This window comes from Pseudomonas sp. GW823-FHT02E01 (genome assembly GCF_058797535.1).
Genome location: NZ_JBXAJS010000005.1, coordinates 317,166 through 337,888, shown reverse-complemented (window position 1 = coordinate 337,888; position 20,723 = coordinate 317,166). Strand labels below are relative to the sequence as shown.

21 protein-coding genes are annotated in these 20,723 nt (G+C 58.5%); 10 read left to right on the top strand and 11 right to left on the bottom strand.

The genetic code is table 11. From position 1 onward, the window contains the following. Positions 1 to 153 precede the first annotated feature (153 nt). Positions 154 to 1,059 (top strand): flagellar protein MotY, encoded by a 906-nt coding sequence (locus AC1RDQ_RS14560; RefSeq protein ID WP_057713436.1) that lies wholly within the window; start codon positions 154 to 156, stop codon positions 1,057 to 1,059. A 129-nt stretch (positions 1,060 to 1,188) separates the two neighbouring features. Continuing rightward, positions 1,189 to 2,406, top strand: coding sequence for an argininosuccinate synthase (locus tag AC1RDQ_RS14555; RefSeq protein ID WP_007972320.1), 1,218 nt, complete (start codon positions 1,189 to 1,191; stop codon positions 2,404 to 2,406). Positions 2,407 to 2,556: 150 nt separating this feature from the next. On the opposite strand, the gene AC1RDQ_RS14550 is transcribed toward AC1RDQ_RS14555, so the two are convergent. Beyond that, entirely contained in the window at positions 2,557 to 3,255 is a 699-nt protein-coding gene (locus AC1RDQ_RS14550; RefSeq protein WP_218494252.1) for a hypothetical protein, read from the bottom strand. A gap of 546 nt (positions 3,256 to 3,801) precedes the next feature. Between AC1RDQ_RS14550 and AC1RDQ_RS14545 the strand changes: the two genes are divergently transcribed. Beyond that, positions 3,802 to 4,428 (top strand): response regulator, encoded by a 627-nt coding sequence (locus AC1RDQ_RS14545; RefSeq protein WP_492587584.1) that lies wholly within the window; start codon positions 3,802 to 3,804, stop codon positions 4,426 to 4,428. Between the two features lie 83 nt (positions 4,429 to 4,511). Here AC1RDQ_RS14545 and AC1RDQ_RS14540 read toward each other — a convergent pair whose 3' ends face one another. The 8 genes from AC1RDQ_RS14540 to metG form a co-directional block, all read right to left on the bottom strand. Beyond that, positions 4,512 to 4,691 carry a PA3496 family putative envelope integrity protein gene (locus AC1RDQ_RS14540; protein ID WP_007972325.1) on the bottom strand — a complete coding sequence of 60 codons (180 nt, stop codon included), beginning with the start codon at positions 4,689 to 4,691 and terminating at the stop codon, positions 4,512 to 4,514. 106 nt (positions 4,692 to 4,797) lie between these two features. Beyond that, positions 4,798 to 5,436 carry an endonuclease III gene (gene nth / locus AC1RDQ_RS14535; protein ID WP_057713439.1) on the bottom strand — a complete coding sequence of 213 codons (639 nt, stop codon included), beginning with the start codon at positions 5,434 to 5,436 and terminating at the stop codon, positions 4,798 to 4,800. Between the two features lie 25 nt (positions 5,437 to 5,461). After that, positions 5,462 to 6,046: an Rnf-Nqr domain containing protein gene (locus AC1RDQ_RS14530; protein WP_407514593.1), complete on the bottom strand. Its 585-nt coding sequence runs from the start codon at positions 6,044 to 6,046 to the stop codon at positions 5,462 to 5,464. Beyond that, positions 6,039 to 6,650 (bottom strand): RnfABCDGE type electron transport complex subunit G, encoded by a 612-nt coding sequence (locus tag AC1RDQ_RS14525; protein WP_057713441.1) that lies wholly within the window; start codon positions 6,648 to 6,650, stop codon positions 6,039 to 6,041. The genes AC1RDQ_RS14530 and AC1RDQ_RS14525 overlap by 8 nt, the downstream gene beginning before the upstream one ends. Continuing rightward, entirely contained in the window at positions 6,647 to 7,633 is a 987-nt protein-coding gene (locus AC1RDQ_RS14520) for an RnfABCDGE type electron transport complex subunit D (RefSeq protein WP_349736441.1), read from the bottom strand. The genes AC1RDQ_RS14525 and AC1RDQ_RS14520 overlap by 4 nt, the downstream gene beginning before the upstream one ends. Beyond that, a complete protein-coding gene (rsxB, locus tag AC1RDQ_RS14515; RefSeq protein ID WP_492587583.1) occupies positions 7,620 to 8,633 on the bottom strand; it encodes an electron transport complex subunit RsxB in 1,014 nt (337 codons plus the stop codon). The genes AC1RDQ_RS14520 and rsxB overlap by 14 nt, the downstream gene beginning before the upstream one ends. Next, positions 8,630 to 9,199, bottom strand: coding sequence for an electron transport complex protein RnfA (locus AC1RDQ_RS14510; RefSeq protein ID WP_154860461.1), 570 nt, complete (start codon positions 9,197 to 9,199; stop codon positions 8,630 to 8,632). The genes rsxB and AC1RDQ_RS14510 overlap by 4 nt, the downstream gene beginning before the upstream one ends. A 253-nt stretch (positions 9,200 to 9,452) precedes the next feature. Next, positions 9,453 to 11,504, bottom strand: a complete 2,052-nt coding sequence (metG, locus tag AC1RDQ_RS14505; RefSeq protein WP_056726133.1) for a methionine--tRNA ligase — start codon at positions 11,502 to 11,504, stop codon at positions 9,453 to 9,455. A gap of 332 nt (positions 11,505 to 11,836) precedes the next feature. On the opposite strand from metG, the gene apbC reads away from it, so the two are divergent. Further along, positions 11,837 to 12,931, top strand: coding sequence for an iron-sulfur cluster carrier protein ApbC (gene apbC, locus AC1RDQ_RS14500; RefSeq protein ID WP_057713446.1), 1,095 nt, complete (start codon positions 11,837 to 11,839; stop codon positions 12,929 to 12,931). Between the two features lie 122 nt (positions 12,932 to 13,053). On the opposite strand, the gene AC1RDQ_RS14495 is transcribed toward apbC, so the two are convergent. Beyond that, positions 13,054 to 13,812, bottom strand: coding sequence for an SDR family oxidoreductase (locus AC1RDQ_RS14495; protein ID WP_492587582.1), 759 nt, complete (start codon positions 13,810 to 13,812; stop codon positions 13,054 to 13,056). A gap of 163 nt (positions 13,813 to 13,975) precedes the next feature. Here AC1RDQ_RS14495 and AC1RDQ_RS14490 point away from each other — a divergent pair, with 163 nt between their 5' ends. From AC1RDQ_RS14490 to groL, 4 genes are all read left to right on the top strand, one after another. Further along, the gene (locus AC1RDQ_RS14490; protein ID WP_492587581.1) at positions 13,976 to 14,707 is read left to right on the top strand and encodes a HugZ family pyridoxamine 5'-phosphate oxidase; all 732 of its coding nucleotides are present in this window, start codon (positions 13,976 to 13,978) and stop codon (positions 14,705 to 14,707) included. 66 nt (positions 14,708 to 14,773) lie between these two features. Next, positions 14,774 to 15,250 carry an FxsA family protein gene (locus AC1RDQ_RS14485; protein ID WP_492587580.1) on the top strand — a complete coding sequence of 159 codons (477 nt, stop codon included), beginning with the start codon at positions 14,774 to 14,776 and terminating at the stop codon, positions 15,248 to 15,250. Between the two features lie 248 nt (positions 15,251 to 15,498). Then, positions 15,499 to 15,792 carry a co-chaperone GroES gene (locus AC1RDQ_RS14480; RefSeq protein ID WP_007985847.1) on the top strand — a complete coding sequence of 98 codons (294 nt, stop codon included), beginning with the start codon at positions 15,499 to 15,501 and terminating at the stop codon, positions 15,790 to 15,792. Between the two features lie 50 nt (positions 15,793 to 15,842). After that, positions 15,843 to 17,489, top strand: a complete 1,647-nt coding sequence (groL, locus tag AC1RDQ_RS14475; RefSeq protein WP_090457529.1) for a chaperonin GroEL — start codon at positions 15,843 to 15,845, stop codon at positions 17,487 to 17,489. Between the two features lie 173 nt (positions 17,490 to 17,662). On the opposite strand, the gene AC1RDQ_RS14470 is transcribed toward groL, so the two are convergent. Then, positions 17,663 to 18,406, bottom strand: a complete 744-nt coding sequence (locus AC1RDQ_RS14470; RefSeq protein WP_492587579.1) for a phosphatase PAP2 family protein — start codon at positions 18,404 to 18,406, stop codon at positions 17,663 to 17,665. Between the two features lie 217 nt (positions 18,407 to 18,623). Here AC1RDQ_RS14470 and colR point away from each other — a divergent pair, with 217 nt between their 5' ends. Further along, complete coding sequence (colR, locus tag AC1RDQ_RS14465; protein ID WP_007985839.1) at positions 18,624 to 19,307, top strand: two-component system response regulator ColR; 684 nt, start codon at positions 18,624 to 18,626, stop codon at positions 19,305 to 19,307. Continuing rightward, positions 19,297 to 20,571, top strand: coding sequence for a sensor histidine kinase (locus AC1RDQ_RS14460; protein WP_492587578.1), 1,275 nt, complete (start codon positions 19,297 to 19,299; stop codon positions 20,569 to 20,571). Before colR ends, AC1RDQ_RS14460 begins: the two co-directional genes overlap by 11 nt. Positions 20,572 to 20,723 lie beyond the last annotated feature (152 nt).

Here is a 20,723-nt window from a genome sequence, read left to right as displayed (position 1 = left end):
ATTCCAGGCGGGTCAAACTCAAGGGAATGCTACCGGAAAAGACTCTTGCAGGCACTCGCTATCAAGTTTTGCAGGAAGCTTCCGATATCCAACAGGTATGCCGTAAACATGTGTGTGTCGGTCTTTTCGTTGTAGAAGCCAGTGGAGCCTCCCGTGCGCCAGCGTTATTTAGCCTTGCTCAGTGTGTTTGCCAGCCTTCCGGCCATGGCGCTCACTTTCCAGACACGTCTGGAGAACATTGAGTGGACGGTCGAAGGCGACAAGTTCGAATGCCGCCTGACTCAGCCGGTTACCGATTTCGGTTCGGGCGAGTTCGTGCGTCGTGCCGGCGAGCAGGCGACTTTCCGTCTGAAAGCCTACAACCCGATGATCGGCGGTGGTTCGGCCACCTTGCTGGCCGCTGCCGCGCCGTGGCAGCCGGGCCGTGACGATATCAACCTGGGCACGGTGAGAATCGGCAGTGGCAACGTATTGTTCAATAGCTCACAGGTTCAGGCCGGGCGTCTGATTAGTGGCCTGATGGACGGTCGCAGCCCGGTCGTTCGACATTCCTCGGGGGATGGGCGGGTGTCGGAAGTACGCTTGTTGCCGGTCAGGTTCACCAAGGCGTTTGCCGACTACCAGGGTTGCGTGGCGAAACTGTTGCCACAGAATTTCGAACAGGTGAAGCAATCGGAAATCGGCTTCCCCGGCGGCGGAATCGAACTCGACAGCGCCGCAAAAGCCAAACTGCAGGTAATGCTGGAGTACATGAAGGCCGATCCGACGGTCAATCACATCGAGCTCGACGGTCACTCCGACAACAGCGGCAATCGCCTGACCAACCGCGACCTGTCGCGGCGCCGAGCCCTGGCAGTGATGGAGTTCTTCAAGGCCAACGGCATCCAGGAATCGCAAATCACCCTGCGTTTCCATGGCGAGCGTTATCCGGTGGCGCCTAACACCAACAACACCAACCGCGCGAAGAACCGTCGAGTAGCAGTGCGCCTGGAGCGCGGAGCACCCGCGGAACAAGTCGCCCCGCAAGCGACGAAAGCGGCCACTTCGGCCACTTCCTGACCCGGCTGTAATCGTCGCGCCCTCGACATAATCTGTCGCTTCGTCGTCATAAGCTGTCGCGCCACTGTAAATTATTCTGCATGAGCGGTAGACTTCCCGGCTTTCCGTAGAACCCCGTGGAGTGATGGCATGGCGGACGTAAACAAGGTCGTTCTGGCGTATTCCGGCGGCCTGGACACTTCGGTGATCCTCAAGTGGCTGCAGGATACTTATAACTGTGAAGTAGTGACCTTCACCGCTGACCTGGGTCAGGGCGAAGAGGTCGAACCTGCACGCGCCAAGGCTCAGGCCATGGGCGTCAAAGAGATCTACATCGACGACTTGCGCGAAGAGTTCGTGCGCGATTTCGTTTTCCCGATGTTCCGCGCCAACACCGTTTACGAAGGCGAGTACCTGCTGGGTACTTCCATCGCTCGTCCGCTGATCGCCAAGCGCCTGATCGAAATTGCCAACGAAACCGGTGCAGACGCCATTTCCCATGGCGCCACCGGCAAGGGTAACGACCAGGTTCGTTTCGAGCTCGGTGCGTACGCCTTGAAGCCAGGTGTGAAAGTGATCGCTCCTTGGCGCGAGTGGGACCTGCTGTCCCGTGAAAAGCTGATGGATTACGCCGCGAAGCACGCGATTCCGATCGAGCGCCACGGCAAGAAGAAGTCCCCGTACTCCATGGATGCCAACCTGCTGCACATCTCCTATGAAGGCGGCGTGCTGGAAGACACCTGGACCGAGCACGAAGAAGACATGTGGCGCTGGACCGTTTCCCCGGAAAACGCTCCAGACAAGCCGCAGTACCTGGAACTGACCTACCGCAACGGCGACATCGTCGCGCTGGACGGCGTCGAAATGACTCCGGCCACCGTGCTGGCGACCCTGAACCGTATCGGTGGTGAGCACGGTATCGGCCGTCTCGACATCGTCGAGAACCGCTACGTGGGCATGAAGTCCCGTGGCTGCTACGAAACCCCTGGCGGCACCATCATGCTGCGTGCCCACCGTGCGATCGAATCGATCACCCTGGACCGCGAAGTGGCTCACCTCAAGGACGAGCTGATGCCCAAGTACGCCAGCCTGATCTATACCGGCTACTGGTGGAGCCCTGAGCGTCTGATGCTGCAACAGATGATCGATGCGTCCCAGGTCAACGTGAACGGCGTTGTGCGCCTGAAACTGTACAAGGGCAATGTGATCGTCACTGGCCGCAAGTCCGACGACTCGCTGTTCGACGCCAACATCGCTACCTTCGAAGAAGATGGCGGCGCGTACAACCAGGCGGATGCCGCGGGCTTCATCAAGCTCAACGCCCTGCGCATGCGCATTGCGGCGAACAAAGGCCGGAAGCTGTTCTGAGACCTTTGACATCGTGATGGATACCTGACCTCGTCCTCGACGAGGTCAGGTACCTGAAAACGGGGTGTGATACCAGTTACTGTGTTGTCGGGTGTTTTCGTTTCCGCTGATGATTTACTGTTTTTCTCCTTCTCGATGGCCTGACCTGTACTACAGGTTGCTGTTCGCCGGTTGCCCGGCGTGATCAATGACCGACAATCTGTGCGAGTCCAGATTGTAGGCCACATAAAAGGCGGCACCGCGTTTGCTGGCCTGCTTTGTATGTCCAAGCGCACTGGCTTTCAGTAATTTCTCCGAAACGGCACAAGTGACAAACAGAATCACGTACGCCGTCTTTTCCCGTGGCCTCTGGATTTTTTCCAGCAGCGCTCCAAACTCGACCTCTTCGCTCATCCAGCGCACATCAACGATGTACAGGTCTTTTACCGGTTCCGGTAACTGAAGGTGATGCTGAACAGAGACAGTGGTTTGCAGACCAATCCCGGTTGGCGGGTCCTGTGCGCCACAGGGCGTTCGGGCTGACCGCCAGTCATTCGCTGACGTTTCCAGTGTGGGGTTTTCAGGCGGTTTTGCGGACGCTTTTTTTTCCGAGCGCCCAACATCATCCATGACCTTCATGAAGTGCTTTCCCTTTTCAAAATCGGAGGGTGCATAAAGTGATTTATAGTTGAAGTTGAGTGTCGCGAAAAAAAGCAAAAGTAAATAAAACGGAAAGCTGATCAGGAACCAGACGTAGAGTTCTCTTTCCTCCTGATCAAGGAAGGGTAGAGAGACGGCTGCCGACGTTTCAGAGAGCGCTGCGAATATCGCGATAATTGTCATTGGGTTGGTGATTCGTTTTTTTATCATATTCTGTACTCATGCCGGGTTGTCTGTTCTCGAGTGGTTTATGAAGTTGGTTCGATGTGGTGCCTATTGTAGTGATTTTGATTGTCTGCTGGTTTTTGACAGGTTTTTATTTGTTTGTTGTATTGCTCTTCGGTTTCTTGAATTTTTGGCGTGTTTTAATGATTGCTCAAAAAATATTATTTGCTGTAAGAGTAATTGGATGCGAAGTGTGTGATATTTCTGGTGTGAGTGTTGAGTGCGAAAATATCAGTTACGTTTTAGCGGAAAGGTAGGGGCTAGTGTTTGTCAGGGCGCGACCGGATCAAGCTGGCTCTCGAAAAATTCTGGTCGTAAATCGACACAGGTGGCTGCTGGAAAGTGCGACACACTGACGCTGATACAGTTTTAAATTCATTCTGTTCGAGGGATTTTTGTAGGAGGAATCCGTGTTGTTTGTAGGGGATGTCTCTTGGTGTGGGTGGCCGGGAGGGGCGACATGCCATGGGTGAAACGACTAGGCTATTGTGCGGGCTCTAAAAATTCGAACAGCGAAAATTGGACTTGCCCATGAATAAAGTGCTGATCGTGGATGATCACCCCGTCATTCGTCTTGCGGTACGTATGCTAATGGAGCGTCATGGCTACGAAGTTATTGCAGAAACCGATAATGGTGTGGACGCACTGCAACTAGCCCGAGAACTTATGCCGGACATTGTCATTCTGGATATCGGGATTCCGAAACTGGACGGGTTGGAAGTCATCGCGCGTTTGTCTTCGACTTCAATGCCGATGAAAGTGCTGATTTTGACTTCCCAGGCGCCGGGAAATTTTTCGATGCGTTGCATGCAATCCGGTGCAGCCGGTTATGTCTGCAAACAACAAGATCTCACGGAGTTGCTCAGTGCAATAAAGGCCGTTTTGTCAGGCTACAGTTACTTTCCTAATCAAGCCTTGCATACCGTACGATGCAGTTTGGGGAATGCCAGTGAGGCCGATATGGTCGATCGATTGTCGGGGCGGGAAATGATGGTCCTGCAGCAGTTGGCCCGAGGAAAGACCAATAAAGAGATTGCCGATGGGATGTTTCTCAGCAATAAAACAGTCAGTACTTACAAGACCCGCCTGTTGCTCAAGCTGAATGCGCGGTCTCTGGTCGATCTGATCGAACTGGCACAACGCAATGGTCTGGTGTGATGGCATAACTGCGCGACAAGGGGCGCCTATCGGGGTACGGCACTTAGCAAAAAAAAGCCTCCGTTTCGGGAGGCTTTCAGGTGTCATAAATCAAAATCGTAATCGGCCAATTGCTTTTGCAGTCGGCGCTCCTCCAGCAGGTTGTCGATGGTGCGGCGTTTGCTCAGATTAGTTTTCGCTACTTCAACCACCGGTTCAGCATCATCGGTTTCGGCGGTGGTGAAATCGTCTTCTACGTCTAATTGCTCTTTGCCAGTACTCATTTAGTTGCTCCAGGCTAAGAAGGCCTTTGGCGCCCCTTATATCGACATTCTCCCGGCGGGTAAAAAAGATTTTTTCAATCGACAAATCAATAAACCCAATAGCGCCTCAATCGTCGGAGGTTTTGTGCTTGTATTCGCACAAATCCTCGATCCGGCAGCTTCCGCATCGGGGCTTGCGGGCCAGGCAAACATAGCGACCATGAAGGATCAGCCAGTGATGGGAGTCGAGCAGGTACTCCTTGGGCACGAACTTCATCAGTTTTTTCTCGACTTCCACCACATTCTTGCCGGGAGCAATGCCAGTCCGGTTGCTGACCCTGAAAATATGCGTGTCGACGGCCATGGTCAGCTGACGGAATGCCGTATTGAGTACCACGTTGGCGGTCTTGCGGCCGACGCCGGGCAGTGCTTCCAGCTCTTCGCGGGTTTGTGGGACCTCGCCGGCGTGACGCTCGACCAGCAAACGGCAGGTTTCGATCACGTTTTTCGCTTTGCTGTTGTACAGCCCGATGGTCTTGATGTACTCCGACAGCCCTTCGACACCCAGGGCATGCATCGCTGCCGGGGTATTGGCGACCGGGAAAAGCCTGGCTGTGGCCTTGTTGACGCCGACATCGGTGGACTGCGCCGAGAGAATCACGGCAATCAGTAATTCGAAGGGGGAGGAATAGGCCAGTTCGGTCTTTGGTTCCGGGTTGTCCTCGTGCAGTCGGCGGAAAATTTCCAGACGTTTTGCGGCATTCATGGGCAGTGCGTTTCCTCGAAGGCAATCAATGTGTGGGCGTCGGGCGCCAGGCCTGCCAGGCGGCGATCAGGAGTCCGAGCATGATGAACCCGCCAGGGACCAGTGTGGTCAGGCGCAGTCCGCCGTCAGCCACCAGCACCCAGCCATGCCAGTCAGTTTGCGTTGCACCGAACAGCCACGATAGATGGTTTCCAAGTGTTCCGTTGCCGATGAGTTCGCGCAGCAGGCCCAGCGTGATCATCAGCGTGGCAAACAGGCTATTGAGTCGCAGGCGTTGACGCCAATCGCTCTGAAAGACCCCGGTGTGTTCCAGTACAACGCATTGCAAGGCGATCAAGGCTCCATAAATCCCCAGATGCTGCTGCCATTGCAGCGACCAGGCTTGTGCCATGAGTTCCGCGCAACTGGTGAGGGTGGCTGCCAACAGGATGCTGGCCAGCATACGGGTCGCCGGGACCAGTCGAGATCGCAGGGCACCCATGGCCAGACCGAACAACTGAGTCACCACCAAGAACATCAGGCACAGGCCAACTGCAGCCATCAGCGAGTGGGTGACGCCGATCAGTGGCGTCAGCATCAAGGCGTTGCGCAGAGTCGATGAGTTATCCATGGGCAGGGATTCCGAGCAGTTGTTGCCGGTGTTCATCGAAGTAGCGCAAGGCATCGTGGACGGCATTGATCACCGCTCTTGAGGTGATGGTTGCGCCTGCGATCTGATCGAACTGTCCCTGATCCTTTTTCAGCGCCCAGCCGCTGTCACCGGGTTCTGTTCGAGACTTGCCGGAAAAAACCTGGAGCCAGGCATTGGGCCAGTCGGCGATCCGAGCCCCAAGTCCTGGTGTTTCCGACTGTTTGAGGGTTTTGACGCCCAGCAACCTGCCATTGGCGTCGACTGCGATCAACAGGTCGATGGCACCGGCGTAGCCAAGGGTTTGACTGCGCAGCAAGACCGCGACGGGCTGATCGGCCCGGGTCGCCAGATAACCACCCAGCAAGGTGCTGTTGGTCAGTGCGGCTGCTTCAATCGTTATGGGGTGTTCGAGTGGTTGATTGTCGTAGCTGTCCGGCGCGATCAGGTCCAGCAGGTTACGGCTGTCGATCAGGCGCTGTTCGGCTGCAATGCGTGGCGCGCTGCCGAGTTGTACGAAGTACGTCACGCCAAGGCCCAGTGCGGCCAAAAGCACCACAAGCGCGATGCTTGATGTCCGGTTCATGGCGCCTCCGGCTGTTGCCTGGCCGCCACGAACCGCTCCAGCGCCGGCACGCACAGGTTCATCAACAGCACAGCGAAGGCGATGCCGTCCGGGTAGCCACCCCAGGTACGAATCAGATAAGTGAGAAGCCCAACACCAGCGCCGAACAACAGTTTCGCGCCAGGGCTTCTGGCGCCGGACACCGGTTCGGTGATGATGAAGAACGCACCCAGCATGGTCGCGCCGGTCAGCAGATGAAACAACGGCGAGCCATGGGAGTCGGAGCCCGAGCCGTTCCAGCACAACAGGCTGATGATGAACAGGCTGGCCAGCATGCCGACCGGTGCATGCCAGCTGATCACCCTTCGTTGCAGGAGAAACGCTCCACCCGCCACAAAGGCCAGGTTCACCCATTCCACCCCCCGGCCGCCAAAGTGGCCGAATGCCGGGTTGCCGGCAAACAGTTCATCCATGGTCAGGCTTTTGTTGATCCGCAGACTGTCCAGTGCCGTGGCCTGCACCCACGCATCCGGCACATGGCCGATGCCAAACACGTGCTGCAGGCCGCTCAACAGATCCATGCCATGGGGCAATGGCCAATGGGTCATTGGTTGGGGAAAGGTCACCAGTACCAGAGCCAAGCCAAGCATCGCCGGGTTGAAGGGATTCGAACCGACGCCACCATACAAGTGCTTGCCGAACACCATCGCAGAAGCGGCAGCACTGAGGGTCAGCCACCATGGGCAGTAAGGCGGCAGTGCCAGAGCCAGCAATGTGGCACTGACCAGCGCGCTACCGTCACTCAAAGTTGGCCCCGGCGGCTGCTTGCGCCATTGCACGACGGCGGCCTCGACGGCCAACGCGGCAGTGGCCGCCAGAAGCAGATTGATCAACACACCCCAGCCGTACAGCCAGAACGCCGCCAGGATTCCCGGCAGCGTGGCCAACAGCACCAGTTTCATCGCCTGTTGCAGGCGATCATCCACCACGTCAAGGGCTGGCATGGGCGTCCACCAGGCGTTCGGCTTCACCGAGTGCGCGTTCCAGGGCTTCGATTTGTTCCGCTGGTGCTTCGTTGGCCTGAGCCTTCTTGAGTTCGGCGCGACGCATGGCCAACTGGATCTTGGCCCGTTTCAGATCGGCATCATTTGACGACGCAGCTGCGACCGTCGGCGCAGGGGAAGGTGGAGCGGCGCTTTCCAGTTGCGCCAGGTTTTGTTCGGCGGCTTCGAACTGTTGTTGCAGTGTGATCAACTGCGATTGCTGTTCGAAGGTCGGCGGATGCCCGAAGGCCTTCAGCGATTTGTGCAACTGCGCCCGACTCATCGCCACCTCGATCTTGGCCTTTTTCAGCGCGGCATCGGCATTGGCGGTTTTCTGTGCGCGGACGCGCTCGAGGGCCGCCTGCACCGGGTCGGCTGTCGTCTCGGCAGGTTGTGCGGCTCGCTGCCTTGCCTGGCGCTCGGCGATTTTCTGTTGCTCCTCACGCTGCAGGCGGGCATTGCGTTGTTCGAAGCGGCGCCGTGCGTGATCGCGCTTGAGGTTGCGGGCCTGCCGCGCCTGCGGTGTGAGAGCCAGGCCCCCGACAACAGGCAGTACAGTGTTCGGCTGCAATGGGCGCATTTCGATGCAGTCCACCGGGCACGGTGCCACGCAGAGGTCGCAACCGGTGCACTCATCAATGATCACCGTGTGCATCAGCTTGGCCGCGCCGACGATGGCATCGATCGGGCAGGCCTGAATGCACTTGGTGCAACCAATGCACTCGGCCTCGCGGATATAGGCGATCTGCGCAGGTGCCGAGCCGCGAGTGATGTCCAACTCCAGCACCGGCACCTTCAGCAGTTCAGCCAGGGCCGCGATGGTTTCGTTGCCTCCGGGCGGGCACTTGTTGATCGGCTCACCGCTGGCGATGCCTTCGGCATACGGCTTGCACCCGGGGTGCCCGCACTTGCCGCATTGGGTTTGCGGCAAGAGTGCGTCGATGCATTGAATCAGACTCATGTTTTGATCAGTCCGCTGAATCCGAGAAAAGCCACTGCGATCAGGCCGGCACCAATCAGGTCGATCGGCAAGCCGCGAAAGGGCAGGGGAACATCGTTGTCGGCCGTGCGTTCACGCAAATCAGTGAACAGGCTCAACACCAGCCAGAAGCCCAACCCTGCACCGAGGCTCAAGGCAGTGGCGTGAAAGAAGCCCTTGTCTTCCTGAGCATTGAGCAGGGCCACGCCGAGTACGCCAGCATTGCCTAGCAGCAACGGCCAGAGGCCTTCGAATGGTAGTGTCGAAAACAACCGCGCCAGCAACTTCAGCAACGGGCTGATCAGCAGCACGCTCAATGGCAGAAACACAAACAGACGCAGCGGCGTCAATTGTAGTGGCACCAGCATCCATTGATAGAGCGCGTAGCCGAGCATGCCCACGACCAGCATCAGGCATGTCGTCGCAATGCCCAGGGCATGTACCTGACGACGCTGACCGGCCAACAGTGGATCGACGGCCAATGGCCATTGCAACACGAGGTTGTTGATCAGGGCAGCACTGATAAGCGTAAGCAGGATTTCGGTCATTGTTCGTGCCGACAAGAACGGTAGTTTTTGTAGGAGCGAGCTTGGTCCGGGCGGCGTTCCGACGATGGACTCAAGGGCGCTGCGTTCAACCTGTGGACACGCATAATCGTTAACGACCATCGCGAGCGAGCTCGCTCCTACAGGAGATGGTCTAAAAAGCTTAGGCATTATCCGGCAAGGCGGGAGGGTGGGCCAGACATGAAAATCCCACAGCCGCGCCAGGCACGACTGTGGGATCGATTTGCCGCAGACCTTACTTGATGCGCTGGCCAGGCTTGGCGCCGCTGTCAGGGCTGAGCAGGTAGATTTCTTCTCCGCCAGGGCCTGCCGCCATCACCATGCCTTCGGAGATACCGAACTTCATTTTCCGTGGCTTGAGGTTGGCGATCATCATGGTCAGGCGCCCATCGAGCTTGGACGGGTCCGGGTAAGCGCTCTTGATCCCGGAGAATACGTTGCGTTGCTCGTCACCGATATCCAGGGTCAGGCGCAACAGCTTGTCGGCACCTTCCACGTGTTCAGCCTTGACGATCAGCGCGACACGCAGGTCGACAGCGGCAAAGGTGTCGAACTCGATTTCCGGCGACAGCGGATCCTTGGCCAGTTCGCCATTGCCGGCAGGTGCGGCTTCGCCAGTGTCGGTCTGGCTGGCGGTCAGGTCTTCTTTCGAGGCGTCGGTCATGGCTTGCACTTTTACCGGGTCGATGCGGGTCATCAGCGGCTTGAACTCGTTCAGCTGGTGATTGCCGAGCAAGGTCGCGTGATCGTTCCAGGTCAGCGGCGCGACGTTGAGGAACGCCTCGGCGTCGGCGGCCAGCAGCGGCAGCACCGGCTTGAGGAAGATCACCAGTTGGCGGAACAGGTTGACGCCTGTGGCGCAGATGGCCTGGACTTCATCCTGTTTGCCTTCCTGTTTGTTCAACGACCACGGCGCCTTGTCGGCGATCCAGGCGTTGGCGCGGTCGGCCAGGCCCATGATCTCGCGCATGGCACGGGCAAAGTCGCGGGCTTCATAGGCGTCGGCGATACCTGGCGCGGCGGCCAGGAAGGCTTCGGTCAGTTCAGGCGCGGCGTTGGTGTCGACCATTACGCCGGCATTGCCCTTGTTGATGAAACCGGCACAACGGCTGGCGATGTTGACGACCTTGCCCACCAGGTCGGAGTTGACCTTCTGCACGAAGTCTTCGAGGTTCAGATCGAGGTCATCAACGCCACGGCCCAGCTTGGCCGCGTAGTAATAGCGCAGGTATTCCGGCGACAGGTGGTCCAGGTAGGTCCGGGCCTTGATGAAGGTGCCGCGGGACTTGGACATTTTCTGACCGTTGACAGTCAGGTAGCCGTGCACGTTGATGCCGGTCGGCTTGCGGTAGCCCGCGCCCTCGAGCATGGCTGGCCAGAACAGGGCGTGGAAGTTGACGATGTCCTTGCCGATGAAATGGTACAGCTCGGCGGTGGAGTCCTTGCCCCAGAACGCGTCGAAGTCCAGCTCCGGCGTGCGGTTGCACAGGTTCTTGAAGCTGGCCATGTAACCGATCGGCGCATCCAGCCACACGTAGAAGTACTTGCCCGGCTCGTCGGGGATTTCAAAACCGAAATACGGTGCATCGCGGGAGATGTCCCACTGTTGCAGGCCGGCATCCAGCCATTCGGCGATCTTGTTGGCGACGGCATCCTGCAGGGTGCCGCTGCGGGTCCAGGTTTGCAGCATTTGCTGGAAGTCTGGCAGCTTGAAGAAGAAGTGCTGGGAATCCTTGAGCACTGGGGTGGCGCCGGAGATCGCCGACTTCGGATCCTTCAGGTCAGTCGGTGCGTAGGTCGCACCGCATTTTTCGCAGTTGTCGCCGTACTGGTCTTCGGTGCCGCATTTCGGGCAGGTGCCCTTGATGAAGCGGTCGGCCAGGAACATTTTCTTTTCCGGGTCGAAGTACTGGGTGATCGAACGCGTGGCGATGTGCCCGGCGTCACGCAGCTTCAGGTAGATCTGGCTCGACAGCTCACGGTTTTCTTCGGCGTGAGTGGAGTGGAAATTGTCGAAGTCCACCAGGAAGTCGGCAAAGTCGGCGCTGTGTTCGGCCTGGACGTTGGCGATCAGTTGTTCCGGGGTGATGCCTTCCTTTTCCGCGCGCAGCATGATCGCCGAACCGTGGGCGTCGTCGGCGCAGACATAGATGCATTGATTGCCGCGGTGCTTCTGGAAGCGCACCCACATATCGGTCTGGATGTATTCCAGCATATGGCCGAGGTGAATCGAACCATTGGCATAGGGCAGGGCGCTGGTGACGAGGATCTTGCGTGGCTCGGACATGGGGCTCGGCTACTTGATGAAACGGAGGTCGGCCACTATAAAGCGCCGGCGCATATTTTTCACCCTGTGAGCCTGTTTCCGGATGCATAGCTGGTGAAAACTGTGGCGAGGGGGCTCGCCCCCGTTCGACTGCGCAGCAGTCGTAATAAGGCTGATGCGATCCAATTGTCGGAACCGGGCTGCCGGGATTGGGGCGGCTTCGCCACCCAACGGGGGCAAGCCCCCTCGCCACATGAATGCCTTCGCAACAAATGGTCTACAGGCATGCCGCCTCGGGCGCAGAACAGGTACGATACCCACTATCTTTTCCAGTCCTGTTTTCGGAGTTGCCCATGAGCGCCGTCAATCGCGCAGCGGTGGAAGCCGTCCTTCGCCAATACACCGACCCTTACCTGAACCTGGACCCGGTCAGCGCCGGGTGCGTGCGCAACATCGAGATTCAGGGCGACCGCGTCAGCGTTCAGCTTGAACTGGGTTACGCCGCCGGTCTGTTCAAGAGTGGCTGGGCGCAGATGCTGGAAATGGCCATTCAGGGGCTGGATGGCGTGGCAAGTGCCAAGGTCGAAATCACTAGCGTGATCGCCGCGCACAAGGCTCAGGCGCAGATTCCGGGCTTGGCGAACGTGAAAAACGTGGTGGCCGTGGCGTCCGGCAAGGGCGGCGTGGGCAAATCCACCACGGCGGCCAACCTGGCCCTGGCTCTGGCCCGGGAAGGCGCCAAGGTCGGGATTCTCGATGCGGATATCTACGGTCCGAGCCAGGGCATCATGTTCGGCATCCCCGAGCGTACCCGCCCCGAGGTCAAGGATCAGAAATGGTTCGTTCCGCTCAAGTCCCATGGCGTCGAAGTGATGTCCATGGCTTTCCTCACCGACGACAACACGCCGATGGTCTGGCGTGGGCCGATGGTTTCGGGCGCCCTGTTGCAACTGGTCACCCAGACCGCGTGGGGTGACCTCGATTACCTGGTCATCGACATGCCGCCAGGCACCGGTGACATCCAGTTGACCCTGGCGCAGAAAGTGCCGGTGGCCGGTGCGGTGATCGTGACCACCCCGCAGGACCTGGCATTGCTGGACGCACGCAAGGGCGTGGAAATGTTCCGCAAGGTCAACATCCCGGTGCTGGGCGTGGTGGAAAACATGGCCGTGCACATCTGCTCCAACTGCGGACATGCCGAGCATCTGTTTGGCGAAGGCGGTGGTGTGAAACTGGCCAACCAGTATGGCGTTGAACTGCTGGCTTCGCTGCCGCTGTCGATGGTCATCCGCGAGCAGGCCGATGGCGGCAAGCCAACAGTGATCGCCGAGCCTGATAGCCAGATTGCGATGGTTTACCAGGAACTGGCCCGCCATGTCGGCGCGCGGATCGTGTTGCAGGAAGCGTTGACGCCGGCGATGCCGAACATCAGCGTCAGCGACGACTGAGGGTGTGAACGCAATCCCCTTGTAGGAGCGAGCTTGCTCGCGATGGTGGGTCAGTTACACCAATGTGCCTGACACACCATCGCGAGCAAGCTCGCTCCTACAGTAGTTGTTTTGTGGTGGATTTAGAGACGCAACCCGCCATCCATCTCCAGAATCCGACCGGTGTAATAGTCGTTCTCGAAGATGTAAGCCGCCGAATGGGCGATTTCCTCAGGCTTGCCCATGCGCTTGAGCGGGATCCCCGCAGTCATCTTCTCCAGCGCTTCAGGCTTCATGCCCAGGGTCATTTCGGTTTCGATGAAGCCCGGTGCAATGCCGGCGACGCGAATGCCGTAGCGTGCCAGTTCCTTGGCCCAGGTCACGGTCGCCGCAGCAACACCGGCCTTGGCGGCGGAGTAGTTGGTCTGACCGACGTTGCCGGCGCGGGAAATCGACGAGATATTGATGATCGCGCCACTGTTGTTCAGCTCGACCATTTTCGCCGCGACTTCACGGGTGCACAGGAACACGCCGGTCAGGTTGACGTCGATGACGGCCTGCCACTGGGCCAGGCTCATCTTGGTCATTTCGCCATCCTTGACCTTGAGCAACAGGCCGTCGCGCAGGATCCCGGCGTTGTTGATCAAGCCATGGATCGCGCCGAAGTCTTCAGCGACCTGGGCAACCATGTGGGTCACTTGCTCTTCGTTGGCCACGTTGCACAGGTAGGCGCGGGCCTCGACACCTTGGGCCTTGCAGGCCGCGACGGCGTCGTCGAGTTTTTCCTGGTTCAGGTCCACCAGCGCGAGTTTCGCGCCCAGGCCTGCGAAATACTCGGCCATGGAGCGGCCTAAACCCTGGCAACCGCCAGTGATAATGATTACTTTGTCAGTGAGTTGCATTCGCATGCCCCGGTAGCAGGTCTGAGTGGTTTCCTTTAGAGAGCCTCTCGATCTGCGCCTGACCTGGCCTGGCTGCACATGAGAACTGCCCCCGATGGCGTGCTGGGACTTTCGCCAGCAGCTCGTCCGTTTTTCTGACGGATTCTATTTAAGGAGTCATAAATTGAGCGTTGAAGCGGCTAAGCATGCACGAGAATTGCTTCTCAAGGAATACCGTGGGGTGCTCTCGACGCACTCCAAATCAATGCCCGGTTTTCCGTTCGGTTCCGTGGTTCCGTACTGCCTGGACGAGCAGGGCCGGCCGCTGATCCTGATCAGCCGCATCGCCCAGCACACTCATAATCTGCAAAAAGATCCGAAATGCTCGCTCTTTGTCGGCGAACGTGGTGCCGAAGATGTCCAGGCCGTTGGTCGACTGACTTACCTGGCTGAGGCGCAGCAGCTCGAAGACGAAGCCGCCATCGACGCGGCCTCCGAGCGTTACTACCGCTACTTCCCGGAGTCGAAGGGTTATCACAAGGCCCACGATTTCGATTTCTGGGTGCTTGAGCCTGTACGCCACCGTTACATCGGCGGTTTTGGCGCGATTCATTGGGTCAACGAGCTGACCCTGGCCAACCCGTTCGCCGGCAAGGCCGAAGTGAGCATGGTCGAGCACATGAACGCCGATCACGCCAAGGCCATCGCCCATTACGTCGATCTGGCCGGGCTGCCGAAAAACGTGCCGGCGCAAATGGTCGGCATCGATTGCGAAGGCATGCACCTGCGCATCGGTCAAAGTCTGTACTGGTTACCGTTCCAAGCGCCTTGTAATACGCCGACACAAGTTCGCGAAGCCTTGGTTTCTCTGGCCCACGCCGATCATTGGCCGAAAAATGAAGTGGCCGACGCTTGAATTCACGAAACGGCGACGTCATCTAAGGTGAACTGGCAAGGCATTCTTGCGTTGAGGAACCATTTGATGCGCCCTTTTTTGTTGCTCTTTCTGCTGTTCCCGGTGTTGGAGCTGTTCGTATTCGTCAAGGTGGCAGGGTCCATCGGGTTCTTCCCGGCCCTGCTGCTGATCATTCTCGGCTCGATGTTCGGCGTGTTTGTGCTGCGCATCGCCGGCCTGGCCACGGCCCTGCGTGCCCGTGAAAGCCTGAGCCGCGGCGAACTGCCGGCCCAGACCATGCTCGAAGGCCTGATGCTGGCATTGGCCGGTGGCCTGCTAATTCTTCCGGGCTTCATCAGCGATGTGATCGGCCTGTTCATGCTGCTGCCGTTCAGTCGTCGCCTGCTGGCGAGTAAAATGCGTCAGCGCGCCGAAGAGCAGGCGATGCGTCAGCGAGCGTTCGCCGACGACCTCCAGGCCCGTGGCGGCCCGGCGCCTCGCGAGCCGCTGGGCCGCGAGCCCAACGTGATCGAAGGCGAGTTCGAACACCGCGATACCAAGTAATACGCACATCGACACGGCACCTTCGGGTGCCGTGTTCGTTTGCGGGGCATCGACCTGAAAATTTTTTCACCGCCGCCCTTGTAATAAGCTTATGCGCCCTTATGTAACGGTCACCGCAAGGTTTCTGGCGAACAAGCCAGACAGACTTCCGCGGTTCGCTTGACGAACCGCAACCGGCACCGCCGGCCTTTGTTAAACCCGCCGGGACTACACCGGCCGATGAAAACCACAATTAGGAGAGATCGACAATGAAGCTTCGTCCTCTGCATGACCGCGTCGTCATCCGTCGCAGCGAAGAAGAAAAGAAAACCGCTGGCGGTATCGTCCTGCCAGGTTCGGCTGCTGAAAAAGCCAACAGCGGCGAAATCCTCGCTGTAGGCACCGGCCGCGTACTGGAAAACGGTGAAGTGCGTGCACTGTCCGTGAAAGTGGGCGACAAGGTTGTGTTCGGTCCTTACTCCGGCAGCAACACTGTGAAAGTCGACGGCGAAGACCTGCTGGTAATGAGCGAGAACGAAATCCTCGCCGTTATCGAAGGCTGATACCCCCGTTCATTTTCCCGCTACTACAAAGTATTTAAGGAATATCGATCATGGCTGCTAAAGAAGTTCTGTTTGGCGATTCCGCCCGTAAAAAAATGCTCAAGGGCGTCAACGTCCTGGCTGACGCAGTAAAAGCGACCCTGGGCCCGAAAGGCCGTAACGTGATCATCGAGAAGAGCTTCGGCGCTCCGACCATCACCAAGGACGGCGTTTCCGTCGCCAAAGAAATCGAACTGGAAGACCGTTTCGAAAACATGGGCGCGCAGCTGGTCAAAGACGTTGCCTCCCGTGCCAACGATGACGCTGGTGACGGTACTACCACCGCTACCGTTCTGGCTCAGTCGATCGTCAACGAAGGCCTGAAAGCCGTCGCTGCCGGCATGAACCCGATGGACCTCAAGCGCGGCATCGACAAGGCGACCATCGCCATCGTCAAAGAGCTGAAAAACCTGTCCAAGCCATGCGCTGACACCAAGGCTATCGCCCAGGTCGGCACCATCTCGGCCAACTCCGACAACTCCATCGGCGACATCATTGCCGAAGCCATGGAAAAAGTCGGTAAAGAAGGCGTGATCACCGTTGAAGAAGGCTCGGGCCTGGAAAACGAACTGTCGGTTGTTGAAGGCATGCAGTTCGACCGTGGTTACCTGTCCCCGTACTTCGTCAACAAGCCAGAGACCATGGTCGCTGAGCTGGACGGCCCGCTGATCCTGCTGGTCGACAAGAAGATCTCGAACATCCGCGAAATGCTGCCAGTGCTGGAAGCCGTTGCCAAAGCCGGCCGTCCACTGCTGATCGTGGCCGAAGACGTTGAAGGCGAAGCCCTGGCGACTCTGGTTGTGAACAACATGCGTGGCATCGTTAAAGTCGCAGCCGTCAAGGCTCCAGGCTTCGGCGATCGTCGCAAGGCCATGCTGCAGGACATCGCCGTTCTGACCGGCGGTACCGTTATCTCCGAAGAGATCGGCCTGAGCCTGGAAAGCGCAACCCTGGAAAACCTGGGCAGCGCCAAGCGCGTGACCCTGTCCAAGGAAAACACCATCATCGTTGACGGTGCTGGCGTACACGGCGACATCGAAGCACGCATCACTCAGATCCGTGCTCAGGTTGCCGAAACTTCCTCGGACTACGACCGTGAAAAACTGCAAGAGCGTCTGGCCAAGCTGTCCGGCGGCGTTGCAGTGATCAAGGTTGGCGCTGGTTCCGAAGTTGAAATGAAAGAGAAGAAAGCCCGCGTTGAAGACGCCCTGCACGCTACCCGTGCAGCCGTTGAAGAAGGCGTGGTACCTGGCGGTGGCGTTGCGCTGATCCGCGCTCTGCAAACCCTGAACGATCTGAAAGGCGACAACGCTGATCAGGACGTAGGTATCGCTGTTCTGCGTCGTGCCGTTGAAGCACCGCTGCGTCAGATCGCTGCCAACAGCGGTGACGAGCCAAGCGTTGTGGTCAACGAAGTCAAGAACGGCAAAGGTAACTTCGGTTACAACGCTGCGACTGGCGAATACGGCGACATGATCGAAATGGGTATCCTGGATCCGACCAAGGTCACCCGTTCCGCGCTGCAAGCTGCATCGTCGATCGGCGGTCTGATCCTGACCACCGAAGCCGCTGTTGCTGATGCACCGAAGAAAGAAGGTGCAGCTGGCGGCGGTATGCCAGACATGGGCGGTATGGGCGGCATGGGCGGCATGATGTAAGCCAGCCTTACCCCTGTACGAAAAAACCCCGTCTGCGAAAGCAGGCGGGGTTTTTTATTGCCTTCAATTTGGGGTTGGCTGGAGATTGCGTCGCGCCCATCGCGGGCAAGCCACGCTCCCACAGGATCTGCATCGTCTCTGTGGGGGCGTGGCTTGCCCGCGAAGGCGTCAGGTCAGGCGCTGACAGGTTCTGCACTTGCCTCGCGATCCGCCCTCAAGGCCGGTCGATACAGAACGTAGTAATACGACCCCAAACAAATCAGCCAGCAGAACACCGCCGTCCACACGTTGTGCGAGAAGAAGTGTGCGCCCTGCATCATCCGCCCGATGGAGAACACCGAGCCGAGGGCAAAGGCGAAGACCAACGCTGCGCGAGCCATGCGCGGGCGACGGTCACGCAGTACGAAAAACAGGGCAAACAGGGTGAAGCCGGTGGCCGCATGGCCGCCGGGCCAGCAACGCCCTGGTTTATCGGTGTGCGGGCGAGGACTCAACAGTTCGCTGTAGGTTTCGTGACCGCCGAATTGTTCGAGGCTCCATGGGCATTGCACCGCGGTCACTGCTTTGATGGGCGTGACAAAGGAAGTCGCCAGGCCCAGGGACAGCACCAGGCAACCCAGTTCCCGCTTGAGCGGTTTGAGCCTGGCCATGAAGAACGAAGCGATGAAGGCGAGGATGGCAAACACCGAGAAGGCGATGACCACTTGCTTGGCGCGATCGTGCAGGATGTCCTCGAGGAAGTAACTGTGGCGTCCGATGAATTCCCCGGTGACCGGGTCGTAAAACAGCTTGGCCAGGTCCATGTCCAGACTGGTCAATTCGAGCAATACCAGAATGATCGCGACTACGGCGGGGACTCCAAGGCACACCCAGAAATTGAGCGGACGAGGGGCAGGGCGGGCAAGGGTCGAAACCATGCTAGTTCCTTGATCAGTGAATGTTCTCAAATGCGCAGCCGCGCAGAGTTTGAGCCCGACTCTGTCGCCAGCATGTGAATCGCCGGTGAAAAACTCGTTAAGGCTGTAATCGGTCAATTTCCGCGCTTTTGCGCTTCACTCAGTCCTAGCCCTGAGCGGAACTTCGCCTTAAGCTGCGCGGGCCACGACGGCCGTTACTGTGGACGGAGAGATACCCATGCGAATTCTATTGGTTGAAGACAACCGCGATATCCTCGCCAACCTGGCCGATTACCTGGGGCTCAAAGGCTATACCGTCGATTGCGCTCAGGATGGTCTGTCGGGCCTGCATCTGGCGGCCACCGAGCATTACGATTTGATCGTGCTCGATATCATGTTGCCCGGCATCGATGGCTACACCCTGTGCAAGCGCCTGCGCGAGGATGCTCGCCGCGAAACGCCGGTGATCATGCTCACGGCCCGCGATCAACTGGATGACCGTCTGCAGGGCTTCAAGTCCGGCGCCGATGACTATCTGATCAAACCGTTCGCCCTGTCTGAGCTGGCGGCGCGGATCGAAGCGGTCATGCGCCGAACCCAGGGCGGCGGGCGGCGGACCTTGCAGGTCGGCGACCTTAGCTACGACCTCGACACACTGGAAGTCACTCGCGAAGGCCGGTTGCTGAAACTCAACCCGGTCGGCCTGAAGTTGCTGGCCGTGTTGATGCAGAAAAGCCCTCATGTGTTGCGCCGTGAAATTCTTGAAGAAGCGCTCTGGGGCGACGACTGCCCGGACAGCGACAGCCTGCGCAGTCATGTCCACCAACTGCGCCAGGTGATCGACAAGCCGTTCGCCAAACCATTACTGCAAACCGTGCACGGTGTGGGGTATCGCCTGGCCGAGGGCCGTGATGGAGTTTAAGCAGAGCCTTGCTCAACGCATCATCATTGCCTTTGCGCTGATGAGCGCACTGGTGGCGGGTGCCTTTGCCATGGGCATCGTGGCGACCGTGCACCTGGTGGAGGAAAAACTGATTTCGGCCGGTCTGGGCGGCGATTTGCAGCGCCTGTTGCTGATGGACAATGTCACGGACTGGAGCCACCGACCCGAACCGGACCAATTGTTCTACTTCAGCAACGGGCCAGGCGATTTCAATTTGCCCAAGGATTTGCGGCATCTGGAGCCGGGTTTCCACGAAGTGTTCCGCGAAAACCTGTCGTACCACGCCATGGTCGAAATCGTCGACGGCCGACGTTACGTGCTGTTGCAGGACCAGAGCGATTTTGAAGAGCGCGAGCGGGTGCTGTTTGCCGTGGTGCTGGTGGGTTTCGTACTGAGCCTGGCACTGGCTGTATTTCTCGGCTGGGTGCTGGCACGCAAGGTCATGGCGCCGGTGGTACGGTTGGCCCGCCAGGTACGCCATCGCGATCAACTGCTGGGTTTGGCTCCTCCCTTGGCTCCGGATTATGCCGCCGACGAAGTGGGCGAACTGGCCGTGGCCTTCGACGCCACCCTCGGGCGCTTGCGTCAGGCCCTGACCCGCGAGCGTTTGTTCACCAGCGATGTCAGCCACGAATTGCGTACGCCCCTGATGATCCTGGCCAGTTCCTGCGAGTTGTTGCTGGAAAACCCAGGTCTCGATCAGCGCGGTCGCGCTCAGGTCGAGCGCATTGCCCGGGCATGTGAAGAAATGCGTGAGCTGGTGCAAACCTTCCTGATGCTGGCCCGCGCCAAGCGCGAAGACAACAGCATGTCGCCGCAGCAGCCCCTGGGCCAGGTAGCCGAGGGCCTGGTCGGTCTGTGGCGCGGCCCCATTGAAAGCAAAGGGTTGAAACTGATCTTCGAACCGGGCAACCCTGAGGCCAAGGGCTACAATGCGACGCTCCTGCACGCGGTGATGGGTAACTTGCTGCGCAACGCCTTGCACTACACAGAACGGGGCTTCATCCGCCTGAGCCTGACGGGCACGGGATTTCTGGTCGAAGACAGCGGTGTGGGCATTCCCGAGGAAAAACGCGAGGCAATGTTCGAACCCTTCGTTCGGGGCACTGAAAAACGCGGGGAAGGCTTGGGCCTGGGGCTTTCACTGGTGCAGCGGATTTGTGAAAACCAGGGCTGGAGCGTCAGCCTGACTACGATGGAGCCCAGTGGCTGCTGTTTTCAGGTGGAGCTGTCCCGAACTTGATTTGTTAAGTCAGGCGTTCAGCAAACCCTGTCAACGCCGTAAAACCCTGTAATATTTCAGGTTTTCCCATAACGATATTTTCACAAATGGATGACCAGACGCCGACACTACAAAATCTAAGGTAGCTGCTATCAGAAGTTCAGGAGACCTGA

Excerpts from the sequence above, each read along its gene's own strand:
- AC1RDQ_RS14510 (WP_154860461.1), bottom strand. The coding sequence starts at position 9,199 with ATGACCGAAATCCTGCTTACGCTTATCAGTGCTGCCCTGATCAACAAC.
- AC1RDQ_RS14525 (WP_057713441.1), bottom strand. The coding sequence starts at position 6,650 with ATGAACCGGACATCAAGCATCGCGCTTGTGGTGCTTTTGGCCGCACTG.
- AC1RDQ_RS14530 (WP_407514593.1), bottom strand. The coding sequence starts at position 6,046 with ATGGATAACTCATCGACTCTGCGCAACGCCTTGATGCTGACGCCACTG.
- colR (WP_007985839.1), top strand. The coding sequence starts at position 18,624 with ATGCGAATTCTATTGGTTGAAGACAACCGCGATATCCTCGCCAACCTG.
- apbC (WP_057713446.1), top strand. The coding sequence starts at position 11,837 with ATGAGCGCCGTCAATCGCGCAGCGGTGGAAGCCGTCCTTCGCCAATAC.
- groL (WP_090457529.1), top strand. The coding sequence starts at position 15,843 with ATGGCTGCTAAAGAAGTTCTGTTTGGCGATTCCGCCCGTAAAAAAATG.
- AC1RDQ_RS14550 (WP_218494252.1), bottom strand. The coding sequence starts at position 3,255 with ATGATAAAAAAACGAATCACCAACCCAATGACAATTATCGCGATATTC.
- AC1RDQ_RS14495 (WP_492587582.1), bottom strand. The coding sequence starts at position 13,812 with ATGCAACTCACTGACAAAGTAATCATTATCACTGGCGGTTGCCAGGGT.
- AC1RDQ_RS14555 (WP_007972320.1), top strand. The coding sequence starts at position 1,189 with ATGGCGGACGTAAACAAGGTCGTTCTGGCGTATTCCGGCGGCCTGGAC.
- AC1RDQ_RS14485 (WP_492587580.1), top strand. The coding sequence starts at position 14,774 with ATGCGCCCTTTTTTGTTGCTCTTTCTGCTGTTCCCGGTGTTGGAGCTG.
- rsxB (WP_492587583.1), bottom strand. The coding sequence starts at position 8,633 with ATGAGTCTGATTCAATGCATCGACGCACTCTTGCCGCAAACCCAATGC.
- AC1RDQ_RS14520 (WP_349736441.1), bottom strand. The coding sequence starts at position 7,633 with ATGCCAGCCCTTGACGTGGTGGATGATCGCCTGCAACAGGCGATGAAA.
- AC1RDQ_RS14480 (WP_007985847.1), top strand. The coding sequence starts at position 15,499 with ATGAAGCTTCGTCCTCTGCATGACCGCGTCGTCATCCGTCGCAGCGAA.
- metG (WP_056726133.1), bottom strand. The coding sequence starts at position 11,504 with ATGTCCGAGCCACGCAAGATCCTCGTCACCAGCGCCCTGCCCTATGCC.
- AC1RDQ_RS14540 (WP_007972325.1), bottom strand. The coding sequence starts at position 4,691 with ATGAGTACTGGCAAAGAGCAATTAGACGTAGAAGACGATTTCACCACC.
- nth (WP_057713439.1), bottom strand. The coding sequence starts at position 5,436 with ATGAATGCCGCAAAACGTCTGGAAATTTTCCGCCGACTGCACGAGGAC.
- AC1RDQ_RS14470 (WP_492587579.1), bottom strand. The coding sequence starts at position 18,406 with ATGGTTTCGACCCTTGCCCGCCCTGCCCCTCGTCCGCTCAATTTCTGG.
- AC1RDQ_RS14545 (WP_492587584.1), top strand. The coding sequence starts at position 3,802 with ATGAATAAAGTGCTGATCGTGGATGATCACCCCGTCATTCGTCTTGCG.
- AC1RDQ_RS14460 (WP_492587578.1), top strand. The coding sequence starts at position 19,297 with ATGGAGTTTAAGCAGAGCCTTGCTCAACGCATCATCATTGCCTTTGCG.